The organism is Humitalea sp. 24SJ18S-53 (assembly GCF_050632385.1).
Classification (GTDB): domain Bacteria; phylum Pseudomonadota; class Alphaproteobacteria; order Acetobacterales; family Acetobacteraceae; genus Humitalea.
This window is the reverse complement of record NZ_CP192599.1, coordinates 962,285-979,651: the sequence shown is the minus strand read 5'-3', so window position 1 is coordinate 979,651 and position 17,367 is coordinate 962,285. Positions and strand designations below refer to the sequence as shown.

Sequence of the window (17,367 nt, the reverse complement as noted above, 5' to 3'; positions counted from 1 at the left end):
GACTAGCAATACATTTCAAGAAAGGGCCAGCAGGATCGACCACCATCGGTTGCAATCCACCGTCAGCCCTCTTCGAAGAACGGTGTTTCCTCATGCGGCTCGCCGCGCAGGCGCAGATCGAAGCGAAATGCGCGGCTGCCGTCCTCGATCCCGTCGGGCAGCGCGACCAGATGCGGCCAATGCGGCGCCGGCACGGCGGAGAGCACGGGGTCCGCGGCGTTCAGCGCCGGGAAGTCGGGAAAGAACACGGTCGTCTGCAACCGTCGCATCAGCCCGGCGCCCATGATGGTCAGGTTCACATGCGGGGCCCGCTGGCCCGTCGCATCGGCATAGGCCCCGGGCAGCAGGGTGGTGAAGCCGTAGCGCCCATCGGCATCCGTCCAGGCGCGGCCCCAGCCGAGGAAATCCGGATCGGCCAGATGCGCCTCCGGGTCCTCCGGGTGGGCGAAGCGGCCGGCGGCATCGGCTTGCCAGGCTTCCAGCACGCCGTTCACCACGGGCACGCCACCCTCACGCAGGACCTGGCCGCGCAGGATGATGCGTTCGCCGCGCATGCTGGGCGCGGCCTCGGCCGTCAGGCGGGTCAGGTCGTTGTCGGCCGGCTGGAAGAAAGTGCGGGGGAAGAAGGGCCCGATGGTGTGCTGGGAGGTGGGGGGCAGGCTCATGCCGGCGGGGTCGCGTTGCGGCCACGCAGCACGATGTCGAAGCGGTAGCCGAGGTGCTGGTCCCCGACCTCGGCCGGGTGCAGCGGGCGTGCGATCAACCGGTCGCGGGCCCCGGCATCGGGCACGGATTGCAGGATGCGGTCCAGATCGTTCAGCGGATCGCCGGGGAAATACATCTGCGTCACCAGGCGCGACAGCGTCGCCGGCCCGTGCACGCCGAAATGCACATGCGGCGGGCGCCACCAGATATCCTTGACCGGCACCGGATAGGCACCGGGGCGAATGGTGAAGAAGGCGTAGGTGCCGTCCTGCTTGGTGCGGACGCGGCCATTGCCGACGAAATTCGGATCGAGCGGTGCTGCGCGCTGGTCGATCGGGTGGAAGTAGCGCCCGGCCGCATTGGCCTGCCAGAGTTCCACGACGGCGCCGGCGATGCCGCGACCTTCCTCATCCAGCACGCGGCCGGCGATGTGGATCAACTGGCCCTGCGCGATGCGGTCGGGGGCCAGCATGGCCAGGTTGTCGTCACCGCAGGGCAGCTTGCCGGCGAGGTGCATCGGCGCGGTCAGGTCGGTGCGCGTGATCGGGCGCCGATGCGGCGGTTGCTTCGGCGTATGGGTCCAGGTGTTGGGATAGCCTTCGATCGGCACGACGGGTTCGATGCCGGGGGGCCAGGGCCGAGGGGAGAATTGATCGACGCGCAGGCTCATCGCAGCATCACCACTTCGGCTGTGGACAGGGCGGCCAGGCGCGCCGGGTCGGGCACGATGCCAAGCCCCATGCCCTGGGGTGGGTGGATGTGCCCATCCTGCACCAGCAGCGCGTCGGGCGCCACGATATCGGCGGCCAGCAGCGGCCAGCCGCAATCCATCGGATGCGGCGTGTCCAGGTCGAGCGCCGCGGCGATATGGATATTGGCGGCGGTGCCGATGCCGGTTTCGTAGAACGAATGCAGCGCCGGCGTCAGCCCGCAATGCCGCGCGACCGAGACCATGTCGCGCAGCCCCGCGACCCCGCCCCAGTAATACAGGTCGCCCAGCACCACATTCGGCCCGGCGCCGCGACGATAGCGTGCGGCGAGATGTTCCGGGGCGATGATCGACATGTTGGTGGCCAGCGGCGTGCGCAATTGCGCGGCCAGGCGGGCGGCGCCTTCCAGGCCATCGGTCGGATCCTCGAAGAACTCGATGCCCAGTGGTTCGGCGGCGACGCAGAGGCGGCGCGCGGCCTCGGTCGAATAGGCGCCGTTGGGGTCGATGCGCAGGCGCGCATGTGGCAAGCGCTGCCGCAGGGCGCCGAGGGCGGCCAGGTCCCATGCGGCACCACTGGCGGCGGATTTGTATTTGAAGGCGCTGACGCCCCAGGCCTTGGCGATGTGTTCGGCCAAATCGGCGACGCGCGTGGCGTTCGCGGTATCGGCCATGTGGGTCGCCAGTTCCGCCGGCGTCACCACGCGCCCCGGCACGGCCGCCGGCAGCGGGCAGGCGATGGGCAGGGGGCGCGTCGCCTGTTCGGCGCCCAGCATCGCAGCAAAGGGCACATGCAGGTGCCGCGCCGCGGCATCCCAGGCGGCGAGGTCCACGGCGGAAAAGGCCGCGAGCCCATTGCGGCCATGCCGGTTGTCGAAGCCGATGCGCGCGAATTTGCGGCGCAGCGCCGCGCGATCCGCGACGGCGCAGCGGCCGATCCAGTCCTTCGCGTTGGCCGTGACGCGGGCGGCGCAATCGGGCGTGCCATTGGTCTCGCCCCAGCCGATGCTGCCATCGTCCAGATGCATCTCGACCAGGGTGCGCGTCTGCTTGTCGGTCAGATACATGGCCGAGACGTAGAGGTCGCGCAGCGGCAGCGCGATGCGATGGATCCGGATCTCGCGGATGCGGGCACCCGGGCGCGCGGCGGCGATGATGGGCGGTGCCGCCTGCGTGACCGCCGCACCGATCGCGCCGGCGATGCCGCCGGGGTCGTCGCGCAGCACCAGGGTGACGTCGAAGGCGCGCGCCAGGGCACCGATCGCGGCAGACCCTTCGGCCACCACCAGCGTCGTGCCTGGATCGAGGATCGCGGCCACCGGATCGGGTGCGGGGGGAAGATCGGTCGGGATGACGTCAGGTGTCGCGGCAAGGCCGCCCAGGCGTTCGGCCGGTGTCACCGTGCAGAGTCCAATCCAGCGAGAATGTCAGGCAGCCGCGCCCGCGCCTGCGCGGCGAGGTCGGCATAGAGGCTATTGCCATGGGCATCGATGCCGACGGTGACGGGGCCCAGATCCTCGACCCGCAGGGTCACCAGCCGGAAATGCGCGACCAGGTCGGGCCAATGCACCGACACGACGCCGCGCATCGCATCCGACAGCAAGGGCGCGCCCCCACCGAGGAAGGAGAAGTAGACGCAGCCGACCTCCTTCATCGCCGCCGCGCAGGCCGCATCCAGCCCGCCCTTGCCGCCGACCGAGGTCAGGCCGATCTCGCGGATGAAGCGCGGCATGTAGCCGTTGAAGCGCGTGCTGGTCGTCGGGTTCATATAGCGGATGTCGAAGCCCGCATCGGTTTCCTCGCTGTAGGAGCCGAGGTGGAACAGGGCCTGGCCGCGCAGGTCACGCGGGAGGGGACGCCCTTCGTCGAGGTATTGCGCGATACGCGCATGGGTCGGCAGGCCGGCGGTGATGGTCATCTCGCCCGACAGGGTGACCATTTCGCCCAATTTCAGGCTGCGCGCGTCATCGGGCGACAGCGGCAGTTGCATATGCCTCATTCGACGCGCTCCACCGTTCCATCGGCGTGGATGATGGCCTTGGTGCGACGGCTGATCCAGCAATTGAAGCAGACCGCCACGGGGGTGAAACCGTGGCCGGCGGCGTAGTCGATGTGGACGGACAGCGCGGTGGTGTCGCCGCCCGTGCCCATCGGGCCGAAGCCAGTCTTGTTCACGGCGGCCAAGAGCCGTTCCTCCATCGCCGCCAGGATCGGTTCAGGGTTCACCGTGCCCATCGGCCGCAGGGTCGCGACTTTCGCCAGCTTGGCCGCGTGATCGAAGGTGCCACCGATGCCGACGCCGATGGTCACCGGCGGGCAATGCTGCGACCCGGCCTTGAGCACGCAATCCATCACATAGGCTTCGATCTGCGCCAGCGTCGGCGCGACAAAGATCTCCAGCGAGGCCCAGCGCCCGCCGCCCAGGGCCTTGGGCTGGCAGGTGATCTCTGCATGGTCGGCGCCCCCGATGAAATCCCAGGTGACGATCGGCATGTCCTTGCCCGCGTAGCTGCGCGCATTGGTCAGCGGATTGGCCACGTGCTTGAGCAGGGGCGGGTTGGAGGTCGCGACCAGTTCGGCAAAACCATCGACAATGGCGGCCTTGATGTCGCCGTCGATCCGCATCGCCGTGCCGATTTTTACGAAGTAGACGGGGATGCCGCTGTCAGAACACACGAGGCGATTGGAGGATTCCGCGGCGCGGGCCGAGCGCAGCATGATGCCGAGCGTGCGCTTGGCGACGTCATGGGTTTCAGTGCCCTCGGCGCGTTCCAGCGCCGCCAGCGCATCCGCCGGCACCTTGCGCAGCGACCAGCCGTAGAGGTCGGAGGTCACGCGCTTCATGATGTCGTAGGTCAGCGCCATGGTCGCTCCCGTAAAGGCCAATTGGCTGGCCTTTTGATCCCGGGCCGGTTATACGAACCCGTCCATGAGCGCGCAATCCTTACCTCCCGACCTGACCCGCAGCGCCGTGCCGCGCTACATCCAGTTGGCGACGCTGTTCCGCGCCCGCATCACCCAGGGCGTCTGGCAGACCGGCGCCCGCATCCCGACCGTCGACGAGTTGGCAGCCGAATGCGGCGTCGCCCGCGCCACCATCCGCCAGGCGCTGGATGCGCTGGCCGAGGATGGGCTGATCGAACGTTTTCGGGCCAAAGGCACCTTTGTCCGCGCCGGCCAGCCGGAACGGCTGTGGTGCGAAGTGCAGACCGATTGGAACGGGCTGCTGCGATCACGCGAAGGCGCGCGGATCGAGGTCCTGGCCAATGATCCCGCGGCGGCGGCGCCCTTCCTCGATCCCTCCCCCGGTCGCCCGGCACCGGAATACCGGCATCTGCGCCGGCGGCATTGGCGCAATGGCCAGGCCTTCCTTCTGGCCGATGTGTATCTGGACGAACGGCTGTGGCCGAAGGTCACGGAATCCGATCTCGCCACGCGCACGTCGCTGAAGCTCGTCGCCGGGCTGCCCGGTGTAAAAATAGCCGATGCGCGGCAGACCCTGACGATCGGTTCGGCCGATGTGGCGGTGGCGGCGGCGTTGGGCGTCGCGCTGAATGCGCCGGTCGCCTTCGTCCGGCGGGTCGCGGTGGACCGGCGCGGCACCGTCGTCCTGATCGCGGACGGGATTTATCGCGGCGATGTCGTGCGGCTGGACATGGCGCTGGCGACGTGATCAAAAGGCCATAAGACTAGCCTATCTAAGACGGGCCTTTCCGGGAGAAAACAATGCGACTTCACTGGTCCCCACGCTCGCCCTTCGTGCGCAAGGTGATGGTGTTGGCGCATGAAACCGGGCTGGTGGATCGGCTCGAGACGGTCCGCACCGTCGTCGCCATGTCCGCCACCAATGTTCCGCTGCTGGCCGACAATCCGCTGGGCAAGATCCCGACACTGGTGCTCGACGATGGCACCTGCCTCTACGACAGCGTCGTCATCTGCGAATATCTCGACAGCCTGCACAACGGCCCGAAACTGTTTCCCACCGATGCCACGCGGTGGGTCGCCCTGCGGCGCCATGCGCTGGGGACGGGTTGGCTCGACCTGCTGATCCTATGGCGCAATTCGCGCGAACAGCCGGTGCCGCCCAAGACCTGGATCGACGGCTTCGTGCTGAAGAACGACGCGACCCTGGCGGCGCTGGAGGCCGAGGCCCCGGCGCTCGGCGACGGTCCCATCACCATCGGCCATGTCGCGATCGGCTGTGCGCTGGCCTATCTCAACTTCCGCTTCGCCGACATGGGCTGGCGCAATGGCCGCCCCGCCCTGTCCGCCTGGTTCGACGGCTTCGCCGCCCGCCCTTCGATGCTCGCGACGGAGGCGGTCGATGCCTGAGGGCCCGCTGTCCCACATCCGGGTCCTCGACCTGTCGCGCATCATGGCCGCCCCCTGGTCGACGCAGATCCTGGCCGACCTGGGTGCCGACGTGATCAAGGTGGAACGCCCGGGGCTGGGCGATGACACCCGCGGCTGGGGCCCCCCGTTCCTGAAGGCGGCCGATGGCACGCCGACGACCGATGCGGGCTACTTCCTGGCCTGCAACCGGGGCAAGCGTTCCGTCACGCTGGACCTGGCGCATCCCGATGGGCAGGCCGCGGTGCGGCTGCTCGCCGAGAAAAGCGATGTGGTGGTCGAGAATTTCAAGGTCGGCGCCCTCGCCCGCTACGGCCTCGACGCCGCCTCGCTGCGCGCCACGAACCCGCGGCTGATCTATTGCTCGGTCACCGGCTTCGGCCAGGACGGGCCGCGCGCCGAACAGGCGGCCTACGACTTCATGATCCAGGCCATGGGCGGGCTGATGGGCATCACCGGCCGGCGTGAGGATGAGCCCGGCGGCGGCCCCCAGAAAGTCGGCGTGCCGATCGTGGATTTGATGACCGGCATGTATGCCACTGTCGCCATCCTGGCCGCCGTCGCGCGCCGTGCCGAGACCGGCCAGGGCGAGACGATCGACCTCGCCATGCTGGACGTGCAGGCGGCCTTCCTGGGCAACCAGTCGATGAACTGGCTGCTGTCCGGCCGGGCGCCAAAACCCGGCGGCAATCGCCATCCCAACATCCAGCCGCAGGATGTCTTTGATGCGCAGGACGGCGCCTTTGTGCTGGCCGTTGGCAATGACGGGCAATTCGCGAAGCTCTGCGTCGCGCTGGACCGGGCGGAGTGGGGTGCCGATCCGCGCTTCATCCGCAACGCCGACCGCGTGCGCAACAGCGCCGTGCTGACGCCGCTGCTGGCCGGGCGGTTCGCCGAATTGCCGCGCGAAAAGATCATCTCCGCGCTTGAGGCAGCGGGCGTGCCCTGCGGGCCGATCAACAGCATGCCGGACGTTTTTGCCGAACCGCAGTTGCAGCACCGCCAGATGCTGCGGCACCTGCCCCATCCCGTTGCCGGCACCGTGCCGCAGGTGATCAGCCCGATGCGCTTTGCCGAATCCCCGCTGTCCTTCGACCGCGCGCCCCCGACCCTGGGGCAGCATACGGAGGAGGTTCTGGCCGGGTTGGGCCTGGATGTCGCCGACCTGCGCGCAAGGGGGGTCTGCTGATGACCCGCATCCCCCTGCCCGACCGCGACGGGTTGAACGAGGCGCAGGCCGCCGTCTGGGACCGTGTCGTCGCCGGCCCGCGCGGCCGGGTCATCGGCCCCTTGCGCGCCGTGATCCATGCGCCGGACCTCGCCGCCCGCTGGTCGGCCTTTGGCGAGGGCCTGCGCTACGGCACCACCATCCCCAAGCGCCAGAAGGAACTGGCCATCGCCATCACCGGCCGGCGCTATTCCGCCCAGGTCGAATGGTGGGTGCATGGCGGCGGCGCGCGCGATGCCGGCGTGCCGGAGGCTGCGCTGGACGCGATCCGCGACAATACGCCGCCCGCATTCGACGATGCCGATGACGCCATCGTCTATGCCTTCGCCCGTGCGCTGCACCTGCATGGCCGCGTCACCGATGCTGAGCATGCGGCCATCGTCGCGCGCTGGGGCGTGGTCGGCGTGGTCGAACTGACCGCCGTGATCGGTTACTACACCATGGTCTCGATGATGCTGAATGCACAGGAGATCCCGATGCCCGAAGGCATGGCACCGCCGCTTACGGCGCCCGCCACCGGGCTCGCGCCACTACCGGAGGAACGCCAATGATAACCCGCCGACTGGCGCTTGCGGCGGCTGCCGTGGCCGCCGCATCGCCCGCGATGGCGCAAGCCTATCCCGACCAGCCCATCCGGCTGATCATTCCCTTCGCCCCAGGCGGCCCCGCCGACCTGATCGCGCGGCTGATCGGCGCGCGCATGGGCGAAAAGCTCGGCCGGCCGATGGTGGTCGAAAGCCGCTCCGGTGCCGGCGGCACCATTGGCGTGGACGCCGCGGCCAAGGCGCGACCCGATGGCTATACGCTGGTGCTGGCGAGCACGGGGGCCATGGCCATCCTGCCCCACATGATGCCGAGCATGCCCTACGATCCGCTGCGCGACCTGACCCCCATCGGGCTGGTGCTGGCGGTGCCGCAGGTGCTGGCGATCGCGCCGGGCCTGCCCGTCAACAACGTCGCGGAACTGGTGGCGCTGGCCAAGGCGCGCCCCGGCACGCTGGCCTATGGTTCGGCCGGGACCGGGTCGTCGCTGCACCTGGCGGGCGAGTTGTTTCGCCTGCGCGCGGGCATCGACATCACCCATGTGCCCTATCGCGGCGCGGCGCCTGCCGTGACCGACCTGCTGGCCGGGCGCATCCAGATGCTGCTGGCCGATGTGCCCATCCTGCTGCCGCAGGTGCGTGGCGGCACCCTGCGCGCGTTGGCGGTGACGGGGCGCGAACGGTCGGACGTGCTGCCCGACCTGCCCACCATGGCGGAAGCCGGCGTGGCCGGTGTCGTGTCGGAGACCTGGTATGGCCTTCTCGGGCCCGCCGGCATTCCCGCCGACCGCGTTGCCATCCTGCAAACCGCCCTGGCCGCGACCTTGCGCGAACCGGCGACGCGCGAGGCCCTGGCCGCCCAGGGCGGCCGCATCGCCGACATGGATGCCGCGGGCTTTGCCGCCTTCATCCGCGCCGATCACACCCAGTGGGGTGAGATCGTGCGCACAGCCGGGATTCGCATGGAATGATCGCCCGTCGCACCCTGCTCGGCAGCGCCATCGCGCTGCCGGCACTCGCCCAGGCCCCGTGGCAGCCGACCCGCCCGTTGAAACTGGTCATCCCGCTCGCCCCCGGCGGCACCGCCGACACCTTGGGCCGGATCGTGGCCGAACCCTTGGGCGCGGCGCTCGGCCAGCCGGTCATCATCGAAAACCGGCCCGGCGGTGGCACCTCGATCGCCGCCATCGCGGTCGCGCGCGCGCCGGCCGATGGGCATACGCTGCTTTACGCGGTGCCGTCGGTGCAGATCCTGAACCCGCATCTGATGCGCAACATGCCCTATGACGCGGCGGCGGATTTCACCCCGGTGATCGCGCTGATGCGGGCGCCGAAACTGCTGGTGGTCCGCAGCGATTTGCCCGCGCAGGATGTGGCGTCGCTGATCGCACTGGCGAAGGCTCGGCCGGGGGCGCTGACCTATGCCAGCTCCGGGGTGAATTCCTCCGGCCACCTGGCGGGGGCGATGTTCGCGCAGATGGCGGGCATCGACATGCTGCACGTGCCGTTCCGCGGCACCGCGCCGGCGATGCAGGAACTCATTGCCGGTCGCGTCGACATGTCCTTCGACACCATCGTCACGTTGTTGCCGCTGGTGCGCGAAGGGCGGATGCGGGCGCTGGCGGTCAGCACCGACACCCCGGCCGCGGCCGCGCCGGAACTGCCGACCATTGCCGCGACCTTGCCTGGCTTCCAGGACGCCTCGTTCAACTACCTGCTGGCGGCGGCGCGCACGCCCCAGCCGGCGATCGACCGGCTGAATGCCGAGATCAACACCATCCTCGCCTCGCCCGCCGTGCGGGCGCGGTTCGTCGGGCTTGGCGTCGAACCGCTGGGCGGCACGCCGACGGCATTGGCGAGCGAGATCACATCGGAATCCGCGCGCTGGAAACGCGTCATCGATGCGGGGGGGCTGCAGGTCGAATGATCCATCGTCGGACCTTGGGGCTGCTTCTCGCGGCCCCCGCAATCGCCCAGGCGCAAGCGCCCTGGCCGACGCGCCCGCTGCGCATGATCTGCCCCTTCGCCGCCGGCGGATCGGCCGATGCCTCCGCCCGCATGGCGGCGGATGCGCTGACGCAGGTGCTGGGCCAGCCCGTCATCGTCGACAACCGGCCGGGTGGCGGCGCCACCATCGGCGCGCAGGTGGTGGCCCGGGCGACGCCCGATGGGCTCACATTGCTCTACGGCACGCCGGGGCCGCAGATCGTGAACCCGCATCTTATGCGCAGCGTGCCCTATGATCCGGAGAAGGATTTTGCGCCGATCTCCGGCTTCAAGCGCGCGCCGAACCTGTTGGCGGTGAACCCTGGGGTTCCCGCGAATAGCGTCGCCGAACTCATCGCTTATGCCCGCGCCAATCCCGGCAAGCTGTCCTTTGCCAGTTCCGGCATCGGCTCTTCCTCGCATCTGGCGGGTGAGATGTTGAAGTTCATGGCGCAGATCGACATCCTGCACGTGCCCTATCGCGGCACCGGCCCTGCCCTGACCGATCTGTTGAGCGGCACGGTCAGCATGGCGCTGGATACGCTGTCGATCCTGCTGCCGCCGGCACGCGCCGGGAACCTGCGGGCACTGGGCGTCACCACCCCGGTACGCTCCACGCTGGCGCCCGACTTGCCGGCGCTGGCCGAAACCCTGCCGGGCTTCGATGCCGCGCCCTTCAACTACATCGCCACCACCGCCGGCACGCCGCCCGCGGTGATCGCGCGGCTGAACGCTGCGGTGGTCGGCATCCTGAATGACCCGGCGTTCCGCGCGCGGATGGAGGGGCTGGGCGAGGAACCGACACCCTCCACGCCCGAGGAATTGGCCGCGACCATCCGCGTGGAATCCGCGCGGTGGAAACAGGTGATCGAAGCGGCAGGGATACGCGTGGAATGATTGACGGCCTGACCACCATGACCGTCGCGGTCGCCGACCATGTCGCGACCGTCACGCTCGACCGCCCGCCGGTGAATGCGCAGAACCCGGCCTTCCGGCACGATATCCAGCGGGTGTTCGACACGCTGCACGACATGCCGGACGTGCGCGCCATCATCCTGACCGGGGCCGGCAAGACCTTCTCCGCCGGCGCCGATCTCAAGGCACGGCCTGGGTCGGAGCCCGGCGCTTACCCCGCCCATAATCGCCTGGTGCGCGCGGCGTTCGACTGCGTGATGGAATGCGACAAGCCGGTGATCGCCGCGGTGAACGGCGCCGCGATCGGGGCGGGCTGCGTGCTGGCGCTCTGCGCCGACATCATCCTGGTCAGCGAAAACGCCTTCCTGTCGATGACCGAGGTCGATGTGGGCCTGGCCGGCGGCGTGCGGCATGTGATGCGGCATTTTGGCCAGTCGGATGCACGGCTGATGATCTACACCGCGCGCCGGATCACCGGGCCGGAACTGCTGCGGATGAACGTCGCCTCGGCCTGCCTGGCGCCGGATGCGCTCTTGCCCGAAGCCCGGAAGATCGCGGCCGAGATCGCGGCCAAGGTGCCGCTCGCCGTCCGCGCCGCCAAGCGCGGCTTTGGCCTGACCGAGGACCTGCCCCTGGCGCAGGGCTATCGCTACGAACAGTCCAACACCGTCGCCCTGGCCCAGACCGAGGATTTTGCCGAGGCCCAGGCCGCCTTTGCCGAAAAGCGGCGGGGCAACTTCAAGGGGCGCTGAGCGTCAGTCTATTGTAATGTTGCTGGTGCGGATCAGCGTCCGGTAGGTCGCGACATCCTCCGCGATGTTCTGGCCGAAGGCGGCAGGTGTGGTCGGCGCCAGTTCGACGCCGATCGCCAGGAAACGCGCCTGCACGCGCGGATCGGCGGCGCGCTGGGCGACCGCCGCGTTGATCCGCGCGACGGCCTCGGGCGGCATGCGCGCCGGACCGACCAGCCCATTCCAGGTGATGGTCGAAAACCCCGCAAACCCCTGCTCGGCCACGGTCGGCACATCGGGCAGTTGCGGCGCGCGCGTGGCACCGGACACGGCCAGCAGCCGCACATCCGGGTTGCGCGCATGGGGCAGCGCTTCGGACAGGTTGGCGAAATAGGACGGCACCTGGCCCGCCAGCACATCCGTCATCGCCGGCCCGCCGCCGCGATAGGGCACATGCGTCGCCTCGAAGCCGGCGCGTTCCAGGAACAGCAGGGTGGTCAAATGCCCCATGCTGCCGACGCCGCCGGTCGCATAGGCGACGCGCCCCGATTGCCCGCGCCCCAGCGCCACGTATTCGGCCAGCGTCGTCGCCGGCACGGAGCGATGCACCACCAGCACGAAGGGATTGGTCGCCAGCAGCGCGATCGGGGTGAAATCAGCCACGGGGTCGAAACGCGGCGGGCCCGACGCCGCCGCCGGGGCCACGGCCAGCACCGCGACCGCGGCCATCAGCAGGGTATAGCCATCGGGGGCGGCGCGGGACACGGCCTCGGCCGCGATCAACCCGCCGGCGCCGGCGCGGTTTTCCACGACGGCGGGCACGCCCAGGACCTCGGACAGCATTTCCGCCGTCAGCCGGGCGATGGCATCGGTGTTGCCGCCGGCGGCGAAGGGCACGACGATCCGGATTGGCCGGCTGGGCCAAGGCGCGGCCTGGCCCCAGGCCACCGCCGGCGCCGCCAGCAGCCCCGCCGCCACCAATCCCCGCCGACCGAACATCGTCTGTGTCATTCCCGGCTCCGTTGCCTTGTCGTGCCGAGACTAGACCAGGTGCCGCCCGCCCCGCAGCCCGGGTGCCGGGCGTGATTCGCGCGGTCCTGTCCCGTCCTGCCCGGTTTCGTGCATGCCATGCCAAGCCTGTGGCAACTTCGCGGCAACCGATTCGTTGGGGGCATGGTGCCAGAGACAATGACGCGCATGCCCGACCCCACCGCCACGCGGTTGCTCCCGGTCCTCGGGCGCATCTGGGGGCGCGCGGTGTCGGATCGCATTTCGCTGGTTTCGGCCGGCTGTGCCTTCTACGCGATGCTGGCGCTGTTCCCGGCGTTGTCGCTGCTGGTGTCGGTCTACGGGCTGGCCTTCGACCCCAGCACGGTCGAACCGCAGTTGGATGTCCTGCGCCGCCTGCTGCCCGAATCGACGCATGACCTGATCGCAGACCGGCTGCATGAACTGGTCACGACCGAACGCCCGCGCCTGGAACTCGGCGCCATCGTCGGCGGGGCGATTGCGCTCTGGAGCGCCTCGGCCGGCACCCGCGCGATGATCGGCGCGCTGAACATCGCCTATGAGGTCGAGGAGCGGCGCGGCTTCTTCCGCTTCCAGGCCTTTGCGCTGCTGCTGACCTTGGGGGCCACGCTGGCGGTCGCGATCGGGATCGCCTGCCTGGTCTTCCTGCCCACCGTCATCTCGCTGATCGACCTGCCGGCGCGCCAGGCGTGGATGCTGCGGGCGTCATCGCTCGGGCTGCTGCTGGTGCTGGTCGGCGCGGGGTCGGCGATGCTCTACCGGGTGGGGCCATCACACCACCGGGGCAGCCGGGCGGCGCGCTGGCGCGGGATCGCGGCGGGGTCGGTCGTGGCGACCCTGCTCTGGGCGGTGGGGTCGACGCTGTTCACCTTCTACGTCAGCCATATCGCGAGCTACGATCGCACCTATGGCACGCTCGGCAGCGCCGTCGCGCTGCTGATGTGGTTCTACGTCAGCGTCTACGTCGTGCTGCTGGGCGCGGAGGTGAATGCGGCGATCGATGCGGAGGCGATGGCGGACACGGGGTTCGAAAGGCCCGGCTGACCCTCAGTAAAAGGTGCCAAGGCCGCCGGTCGTCGTCTCACCGGCACGCACGGTGTCTTCCAGCCTGACCGGGTTCGGGTCCCACCCGCCGGTCTGGTCCAGCACCTGCACGGCCTGGCGCAGATTGGCCGTCACGGTCGGCGGCAGGGCCAGCGACCCCATCCGGCCCAACAGGACCGCGGTGCCGTCCGGCCCCTGCGCGAAGGGGGCCGCCTGCAAGGCGCGCGCGCGGGCGGCCGCATCCGTCCCGGCATTGGCCGCCGTGGTCAGCGGGCCGATCACCTCCCCGGGTGGCGCATCGGCCTGGATCGACAGCGCCTGGCGCAGTTCGGCGCGGGCATTGGCCAGGTCGAAGCCAAGCTGGCGCGGCAGCGCCGCCCAGCGGGGAGAGCGGGGCACATCCGCCGCCAGCCATTCCAGCAGCGCCGCGGCGCGTGCGGCGGCGGCGGGATTGCCCTCGAACCGCCGCTGGTTGCTCCAGGCCTCGGCCGCGGCCGTGACCGCCGCGCGCGCGGGGTCGCCGACATTCGGGATCAAGGACAGCGGCGGCAGGCTGGCCATGGGGACCGGCGTGCGCAATTCGGCGCAGGCCAGCAGCGAAAGCGGAAGAAGCAGGAGGGCGATGCGCATGCGCGGAATGCTAAAGCACACCGCCCACTTGGGGAACGGCATCGGCCGCTACCGGCCCACGCGCTCCAACTGGTTGCGGTTCATTTCCCGCTGCGCGAGCGAGGCGCCCATCATCGCTTCGGGAATGGGCGGCAGGCTGCCCAGCCGCATCAGGGTCTCGGTATCCCCCGCGGTGAATACGGCGGGGTTCAGGACGGCGCGGGCCTCCGCCAGGTCGCCGATGGCCATGGCCCGGCGGACCGCGAAAAGCCCGTCGATGACGGCCTGGGGCGGTGCGTCGGGGGCCACGCCCAGGAAGGCCCGGGCCTTGGCCGCACCCTGTTCCAGCAGCACGCCGGCCAGCGGGTTGAAGCTGATCCAGCGCGGCCCGGTCGGGATCTCGATGGCGAGGAATTGCAGCCGCGCCACCGCCTCCGCCGCTTCCCCCGGCCGGTTGGCCAGGATGGCGGGGCTGCCGAAGGCATAGGCCGTGGTGATGATCGCGGCCCGGGTCGGGTCGCCCGCCCCCTCCACGCTGTCAGGCGGCAGTGCCGCAAAGGGTGGCCGCGGCAAGGCGCAGCCACCAAGCATCGCAAGCACCGCCAACGCGGCCAGACCGGACGAAGCCTGGTTCACGCGCCCGCGCCGCGCGGCCCGCCGCTTACCGCCGGCCGCCGCCGCCCATCCGGGGCTGTTCGAACATGTTCATCTGCTGCACCGCGGTGGACAGGTTGGTGGTCGCGACCGCCGCCTGCGGCAGCGGCGGCAAGGCCGACAGCCTGGCCAGGGTCGCCGCCCCGCCCGCGGGATAGACGGCCGGCGGCAGTGCTGCCTCGGCGGCCGTGCGATTGCCCGCCATCAGCGCCCGGCGCGTGGCGAACAGCGTGTCGATGACCGTCTGCGGCGCGGCGGACGGCGCGGTGCCTATGGCGGCGCGTGCCTCCGCCGCCGCCCCCGGCAGTTGCGTCGCGGCCGTCGGGTTCAAGCCGATCCAGCGCTGGCCGGTCGGGATTTCGACGGCGAGGTAGACGAGCTGCGCGATGGCCAGCGCAGCATCGGCCGGCCGGCCGGCCAGGGAGGCGGTGTTGGCGAAGGCTGCCTGGCTGCCCAGGATCGCGGCGGTCGTCGGATCGCCCGCGCCGACCACGGCATCGGGCGGCAAGGTCGCGGTGTATTGCGGCCCCGCCGCCGGTCCCTGGGCCGCGCAACCGGCGACGAGCGGGAGAAGGGCGAGCATGAGGATGTGACGGCGCATGGCAGGTGGACTCCCTGATGCCGGCCGGGCCGGCATGCTGAACATGATTCTGGGCCGGATCATTGGCCGATGCGAAGGCCTTCGCAAGCGGGGACCGCCGCGCCGATCAGTCCGGCCAATCGGCCGAGGCGTCGTCGCGGTTCATTTCCACCACGGCGCCGCGCGTCCCGGCCGTGGCGGCCGGCATGGCGGGCAAGGCGCCCAGGCGGGCGATCACCAGCCGCCCGCCGTCCGGGAAGACCCCTGCCGGCAAGGCGGCCTCGGCCCCCGGCATGTCCCCGGCGCGCAATGCGGTGCGGGCGGCGAGGAGGGCATCGATCACCGCCTGGGGCGGGGCGTTCGGCGGGATGCCGAGCGCCGCCCGGGCTTCCGCCTCACCCTGGCGCAGTTGCACGCCGATGATCGGGCTGAACTGCCGCCAGCGCGGGGCGGTCGGGATTTCGGCGGCGAGGTAGCTGAGGTTGGCCACGGCCTCGGCCGCCGCCGCCGGTTGGCCGGCCAGGCGCTCGGTGCCGCCAAAGGCCCAGGCGGTGCCGATGATCGCGGCCCGCGTCGGGTCGCCGGCGCCGATGAAGGAATCCTCCGGCAAACTGGCCGAGGGTTGCGGCGGCGTGGCGCAGGCCGCCAAGCCGATGCAGAGCAGCAGGGACGCGACACGCTGTGTCATGGCGGCAATCCCATCCTGGCAGGCCGGCGCTATCTGTCCTTGATGTAGCGCTGGGCGAGTTTGGCATAGTTTGGCGCATTGCGCGCGAAACGCGCGCGACCGGCGTCATCCAGCACGCGCACCTTCTGCGCCGGATTGCCGACCCACAATTCGTCGGCGCCGATCCGCTTGCCCGGCGGCAGCACCGAACCCGCGGCCAGCACGCCGCCGCTTTCGATCACCGCACGATCCAGCACCAGGGCGCCCATGCCGACAAAGGCACGGTCTTCCAGCGTGCAGGCGTGGATGATCGCGGCATGCCCGATGGTCACGTCATCGCCGATGATGGTGGGTTCGGCGCCGGCATTCACATGGACGATGGTGCCGTCCTGGATATTGGTGCGCGCGCCGACCCGGATGAAGTTCGTGTCGCCGCGCAGCACGCAATGATACCAGACGGAACTGCCCTCACCGATCGTGACATCGCCGATCACCGCGGCGGTCGGCGCGATGAAGGCGGTGGCGGCGATGAGGGGGGCACGCCCCTCGAACAGATACAGCGGCGGGACTGTCACGCGGCCACCTTGACGCGCGCGCCGGGCAAGGACGTCTCGACCGCGATGCCCAGCATCAGCCCCAGGCATTGCGCCGCGGCGCCGGAGGCCCCCTTGCCCAGGTTGTCGTAGCGCGCGACCAGCACCGCCTGGCGCTGTGTCGGGTGGCCGAAGACCATCAGGTCGATGTTGTTGGTGCCGTTCTGCGCCTCCGGCTCGATCTTGCCCGATGCGGGGGCGTCGATCACCCGCACGAAGGGCTGGCCGGCATAGCGCGCGGCGAGCACGGCCTGCAGGTCGGCGGGGCTCGGCGACCCCGGCAGCAGGTCCAGGTGCAGCGGGATGCTGTCGATCATCCCCTGTGCGTAATCGGCCACCGAGGGCACGAAGATCGGCCGGCGCGTCAGCCCCGAATAGCGGTGCAGTTCCGGCACGTGCTTGTGGCTGAGCGATAGGCCATACAACTCGAAATCCGGCGCCGTCCGTGCCTCATAGGCCGCGATCATCGCCTTGCCGCCGCCGCTGTAGCCGGAGACGGCGTTGACCGAGATCGGGAAGTCGGCCGGGATCAGCCCGGCGTCGACCAGCGGCCGCAGCAACAGGATCGCACCGGTCGGGTAGCAGCCCGGCACGGCGACGCGCCGCGCGCCGGCGATGGCGGTGGCCTGCTCCGGCGTCAGCTCAGGCAGGCCATAAACCCAGTCCGGGTGCTGCCGATGCGCGGTCGAGGCATCGAGCAGTTTTGGCGCGCGATCGCCCAAGGAATCGGCCATGGCGGCGGTTTCCCGCGCGGCGTCATCGGGCAGGCACATCACCACCAGGTCGACCTCCGCCATCAGGGCGCGCTTGGCCTCGGGGTTCTTGCGGTCGGCATCGGGCAGGGATCGCAGGGCGACGGCCGGGTTGCGCGCCAGGCGGTCGCGCATCTGCAAGCCGGTGGTGCCGGCTTCGCCATCGATGAACACGGTCGGAATGGATGCGGACATGGCAGGCTCCTGCGGATAGCGTGAAGGAACCGGCTGGGGCGCGGAAATGCAAGTGACGAGACGGCGCGGGCGCACGCG

The 17,367-nt window shown here is 70.2% G+C and carries 21 protein-coding genes; 9 read left to right on the top strand and 12 right to left on the bottom strand.

The features are described from left to right. Positions 1-62: 62 nt before the first annotated feature. Genes pcaG through ACQW02_RS04780 form a run of 5 tightly spaced genes read right to left on the bottom strand, consistent with a single transcriptional unit; the run spans position 63 to position 4,279 of the window. A complete protein-coding gene (pcaG, locus tag ACQW02_RS04800) occupies positions 63-665 on the bottom strand; it encodes a protocatechuate 3,4-dioxygenase subunit alpha (RefSeq protein WP_431284131.1) in 603 nt (200 codons plus the stop codon). Further along, positions 662-1,375: a protocatechuate 3,4-dioxygenase subunit beta gene (locus ACQW02_RS04795; RefSeq protein ID WP_431284130.1), complete on the bottom strand. Its 714-nt coding sequence runs from the start codon at positions 1,373-1,375 to the stop codon at positions 662-664. Before ACQW02_RS04795 ends, pcaG begins: the two co-directional genes overlap by 4 nt. Next, a complete protein-coding gene (locus ACQW02_RS04790; RefSeq protein ID WP_431284129.1) occupies positions 1,372-2,814 on the bottom strand; it encodes a mandelate racemase/muconate lactonizing enzyme family protein in 1,443 nt (480 codons plus the stop codon). The genes ACQW02_RS04795 and ACQW02_RS04790 overlap by 4 nt, the downstream gene beginning before the upstream one ends. Beyond that, positions 2,811-3,413 carry a fumarate hydratase C-terminal domain-containing protein gene (locus ACQW02_RS04785; protein ID WP_431284128.1) on the bottom strand — a complete coding sequence of 201 codons (603 nt, stop codon included), beginning with the start codon at positions 3,411-3,413 and terminating at the stop codon, positions 2,811-2,813. Before ACQW02_RS04785 ends, ACQW02_RS04790 begins: the two co-directional genes overlap by 4 nt. After that, a complete protein-coding gene (locus tag ACQW02_RS04780) occupies positions 3,410-4,279 on the bottom strand; it encodes a fumarate hydratase (RefSeq protein ID WP_431284127.1) in 870 nt (289 codons plus the stop codon). The genes ACQW02_RS04785 and ACQW02_RS04780 overlap by 4 nt, the downstream gene beginning before the upstream one ends. A gap of 64 nt (positions 4,280-4,343) precedes the next feature. On the opposite strand from ACQW02_RS04780, the gene ACQW02_RS04775 reads away from it, so the two are divergent. Genes ACQW02_RS04775 through ACQW02_RS04740 form a run of 8 tightly spaced genes read left to right on the top strand, consistent with a single transcriptional unit; the run spans position 4,344 to position 11,187 of the window. Further along, positions 4,344-5,087, top strand: a complete 744-nt coding sequence (locus tag ACQW02_RS04775; RefSeq protein WP_431284126.1) for a GntR family transcriptional regulator — start codon at positions 4,344-4,346, stop codon at positions 5,085-5,087. A gap of 53 nt (positions 5,088-5,140) precedes the next feature. Then, on the top strand, positions 5,141-5,746 hold the full coding sequence (locus tag ACQW02_RS04770) for a glutathione S-transferase (protein WP_431284125.1): 606 nt from the start codon (positions 5,141-5,143) through the stop codon (positions 5,744-5,746). Further along, complete coding sequence (locus ACQW02_RS04765) at positions 5,739-6,953, top strand: CaiB/BaiF CoA transferase family protein (protein ID WP_431284124.1); 1,215 nt, start codon at positions 5,739-5,741, stop codon at positions 6,951-6,953. The genes ACQW02_RS04770 and ACQW02_RS04765 overlap by 8 nt, the downstream gene beginning before the upstream one ends. Next, on the top strand, positions 6,953-7,543 hold the full coding sequence (locus tag ACQW02_RS04760) for a carboxymuconolactone decarboxylase family protein (RefSeq protein WP_431284123.1): 591 nt from the start codon (positions 6,953-6,955) through the stop codon (positions 7,541-7,543). The genes ACQW02_RS04765 and ACQW02_RS04760 overlap by 1 nt, the downstream gene beginning before the upstream one ends. Beyond that, on the top strand, positions 7,540-8,505 hold the full coding sequence (locus ACQW02_RS04755) for a Bug family tripartite tricarboxylate transporter substrate binding protein (RefSeq protein WP_431284122.1): 966 nt from the start codon (positions 7,540-7,542) through the stop codon (positions 8,503-8,505). The genes ACQW02_RS04760 and ACQW02_RS04755 overlap by 4 nt, the downstream gene beginning before the upstream one ends. Beyond that, positions 8,502-9,461 carry a Bug family tripartite tricarboxylate transporter substrate binding protein gene (locus tag ACQW02_RS04750; RefSeq protein WP_431284121.1) on the top strand — a complete coding sequence of 320 codons (960 nt, stop codon included), beginning with the start codon at positions 8,502-8,504 and terminating at the stop codon, positions 9,459-9,461. Before ACQW02_RS04755 ends, ACQW02_RS04750 begins: the two co-directional genes overlap by 4 nt. Continuing rightward, complete coding sequence (locus tag ACQW02_RS04745) at positions 9,458-10,417, top strand: Bug family tripartite tricarboxylate transporter substrate binding protein (protein ID WP_431284120.1); 960 nt, start codon at positions 9,458-9,460, stop codon at positions 10,415-10,417. The genes ACQW02_RS04750 and ACQW02_RS04745 overlap by 4 nt, the downstream gene beginning before the upstream one ends. Then, the gene (locus ACQW02_RS04740) at positions 10,414-11,187 is read left to right on the top strand and encodes an enoyl-CoA hydratase/isomerase family protein (RefSeq protein ID WP_431284119.1); all 774 of its coding nucleotides are present in this window, start codon (positions 10,414-10,416) and stop codon (positions 11,185-11,187) included. The genes ACQW02_RS04745 and ACQW02_RS04740 overlap by 4 nt, the downstream gene beginning before the upstream one ends. Before the next feature lie 3 nt (positions 11,188-11,190). Here the strand turns inward: ACQW02_RS04740 and ACQW02_RS04735 are convergent, their stop codons facing one another. After that, a complete protein-coding gene (locus tag ACQW02_RS04735; RefSeq protein WP_431284118.1) occupies positions 11,191-12,177 on the bottom strand; it encodes a Bug family tripartite tricarboxylate transporter substrate binding protein in 987 nt (328 codons plus the stop codon). 186 nt (positions 12,178-12,363) lie between these two features. Between ACQW02_RS04735 and ACQW02_RS04730 the strand changes: the two genes are divergently transcribed. Further along, positions 12,364-13,239, top strand: coding sequence for a YihY/virulence factor BrkB family protein (locus tag ACQW02_RS04730; RefSeq protein ID WP_431284117.1), 876 nt, complete (start codon positions 12,364-12,366; stop codon positions 13,237-13,239). Positions 13,240-13,242: 3 nt separating this feature from the next. Here the strand turns inward: ACQW02_RS04730 and ACQW02_RS04725 are convergent, their stop codons facing one another. The 6 genes from ACQW02_RS04725 to argC all read right to left on the bottom strand — a co-directional run bounded on the left by ACQW02_RS04725 (position 13,243) and on the right by argC (position 17,289). After that, positions 13,243-13,869 carry a hypothetical protein gene (locus tag ACQW02_RS04725; RefSeq protein WP_431284116.1) on the bottom strand — a complete coding sequence of 209 codons (627 nt, stop codon included), beginning with the start codon at positions 13,867-13,869 and terminating at the stop codon, positions 13,243-13,245. A 48-nt stretch (positions 13,870-13,917) separates the two neighbouring features. Further along, the gene (locus ACQW02_RS04720) at positions 13,918-14,484 is read right to left on the bottom strand and encodes a hypothetical protein (RefSeq protein ID WP_431284115.1); all 567 of its coding nucleotides are present in this window, start codon (positions 14,482-14,484) and stop codon (positions 13,918-13,920) included. A 25-nt stretch (positions 14,485-14,509) separates the two neighbouring features. Continuing rightward, positions 14,510-15,103, bottom strand: a complete 594-nt coding sequence (locus tag ACQW02_RS04715; RefSeq protein ID WP_431284114.1) for a hypothetical protein — start codon at positions 15,101-15,103, stop codon at positions 14,510-14,512. Between the two features lie 106 nt (positions 15,104-15,209). Then, the gene (locus tag ACQW02_RS04710; RefSeq protein ID WP_431284113.1) at positions 15,210-15,770 is read right to left on the bottom strand and encodes a hypothetical protein; all 561 of its coding nucleotides are present in this window, start codon (positions 15,768-15,770) and stop codon (positions 15,210-15,212) included. Positions 15,771-15,799: 29 nt separating this feature from the next. Continuing rightward, the gene (locus ACQW02_RS04705) at positions 15,800-16,324 is read right to left on the bottom strand and encodes a gamma carbonic anhydrase family protein (protein ID WP_431284112.1); all 525 of its coding nucleotides are present in this window, start codon (positions 16,322-16,324) and stop codon (positions 15,800-15,802) included. Next, positions 16,321-17,289, bottom strand: coding sequence for an N-acetyl-gamma-glutamyl-phosphate reductase (gene argC, locus ACQW02_RS04700; protein ID WP_431284111.1), 969 nt, complete (start codon positions 17,287-17,289; stop codon positions 16,321-16,323). The genes ACQW02_RS04705 and argC overlap by 4 nt, the downstream gene beginning before the upstream one ends. Between the last annotated feature and the right edge of the window lie 78 nt (positions 17,290-17,367).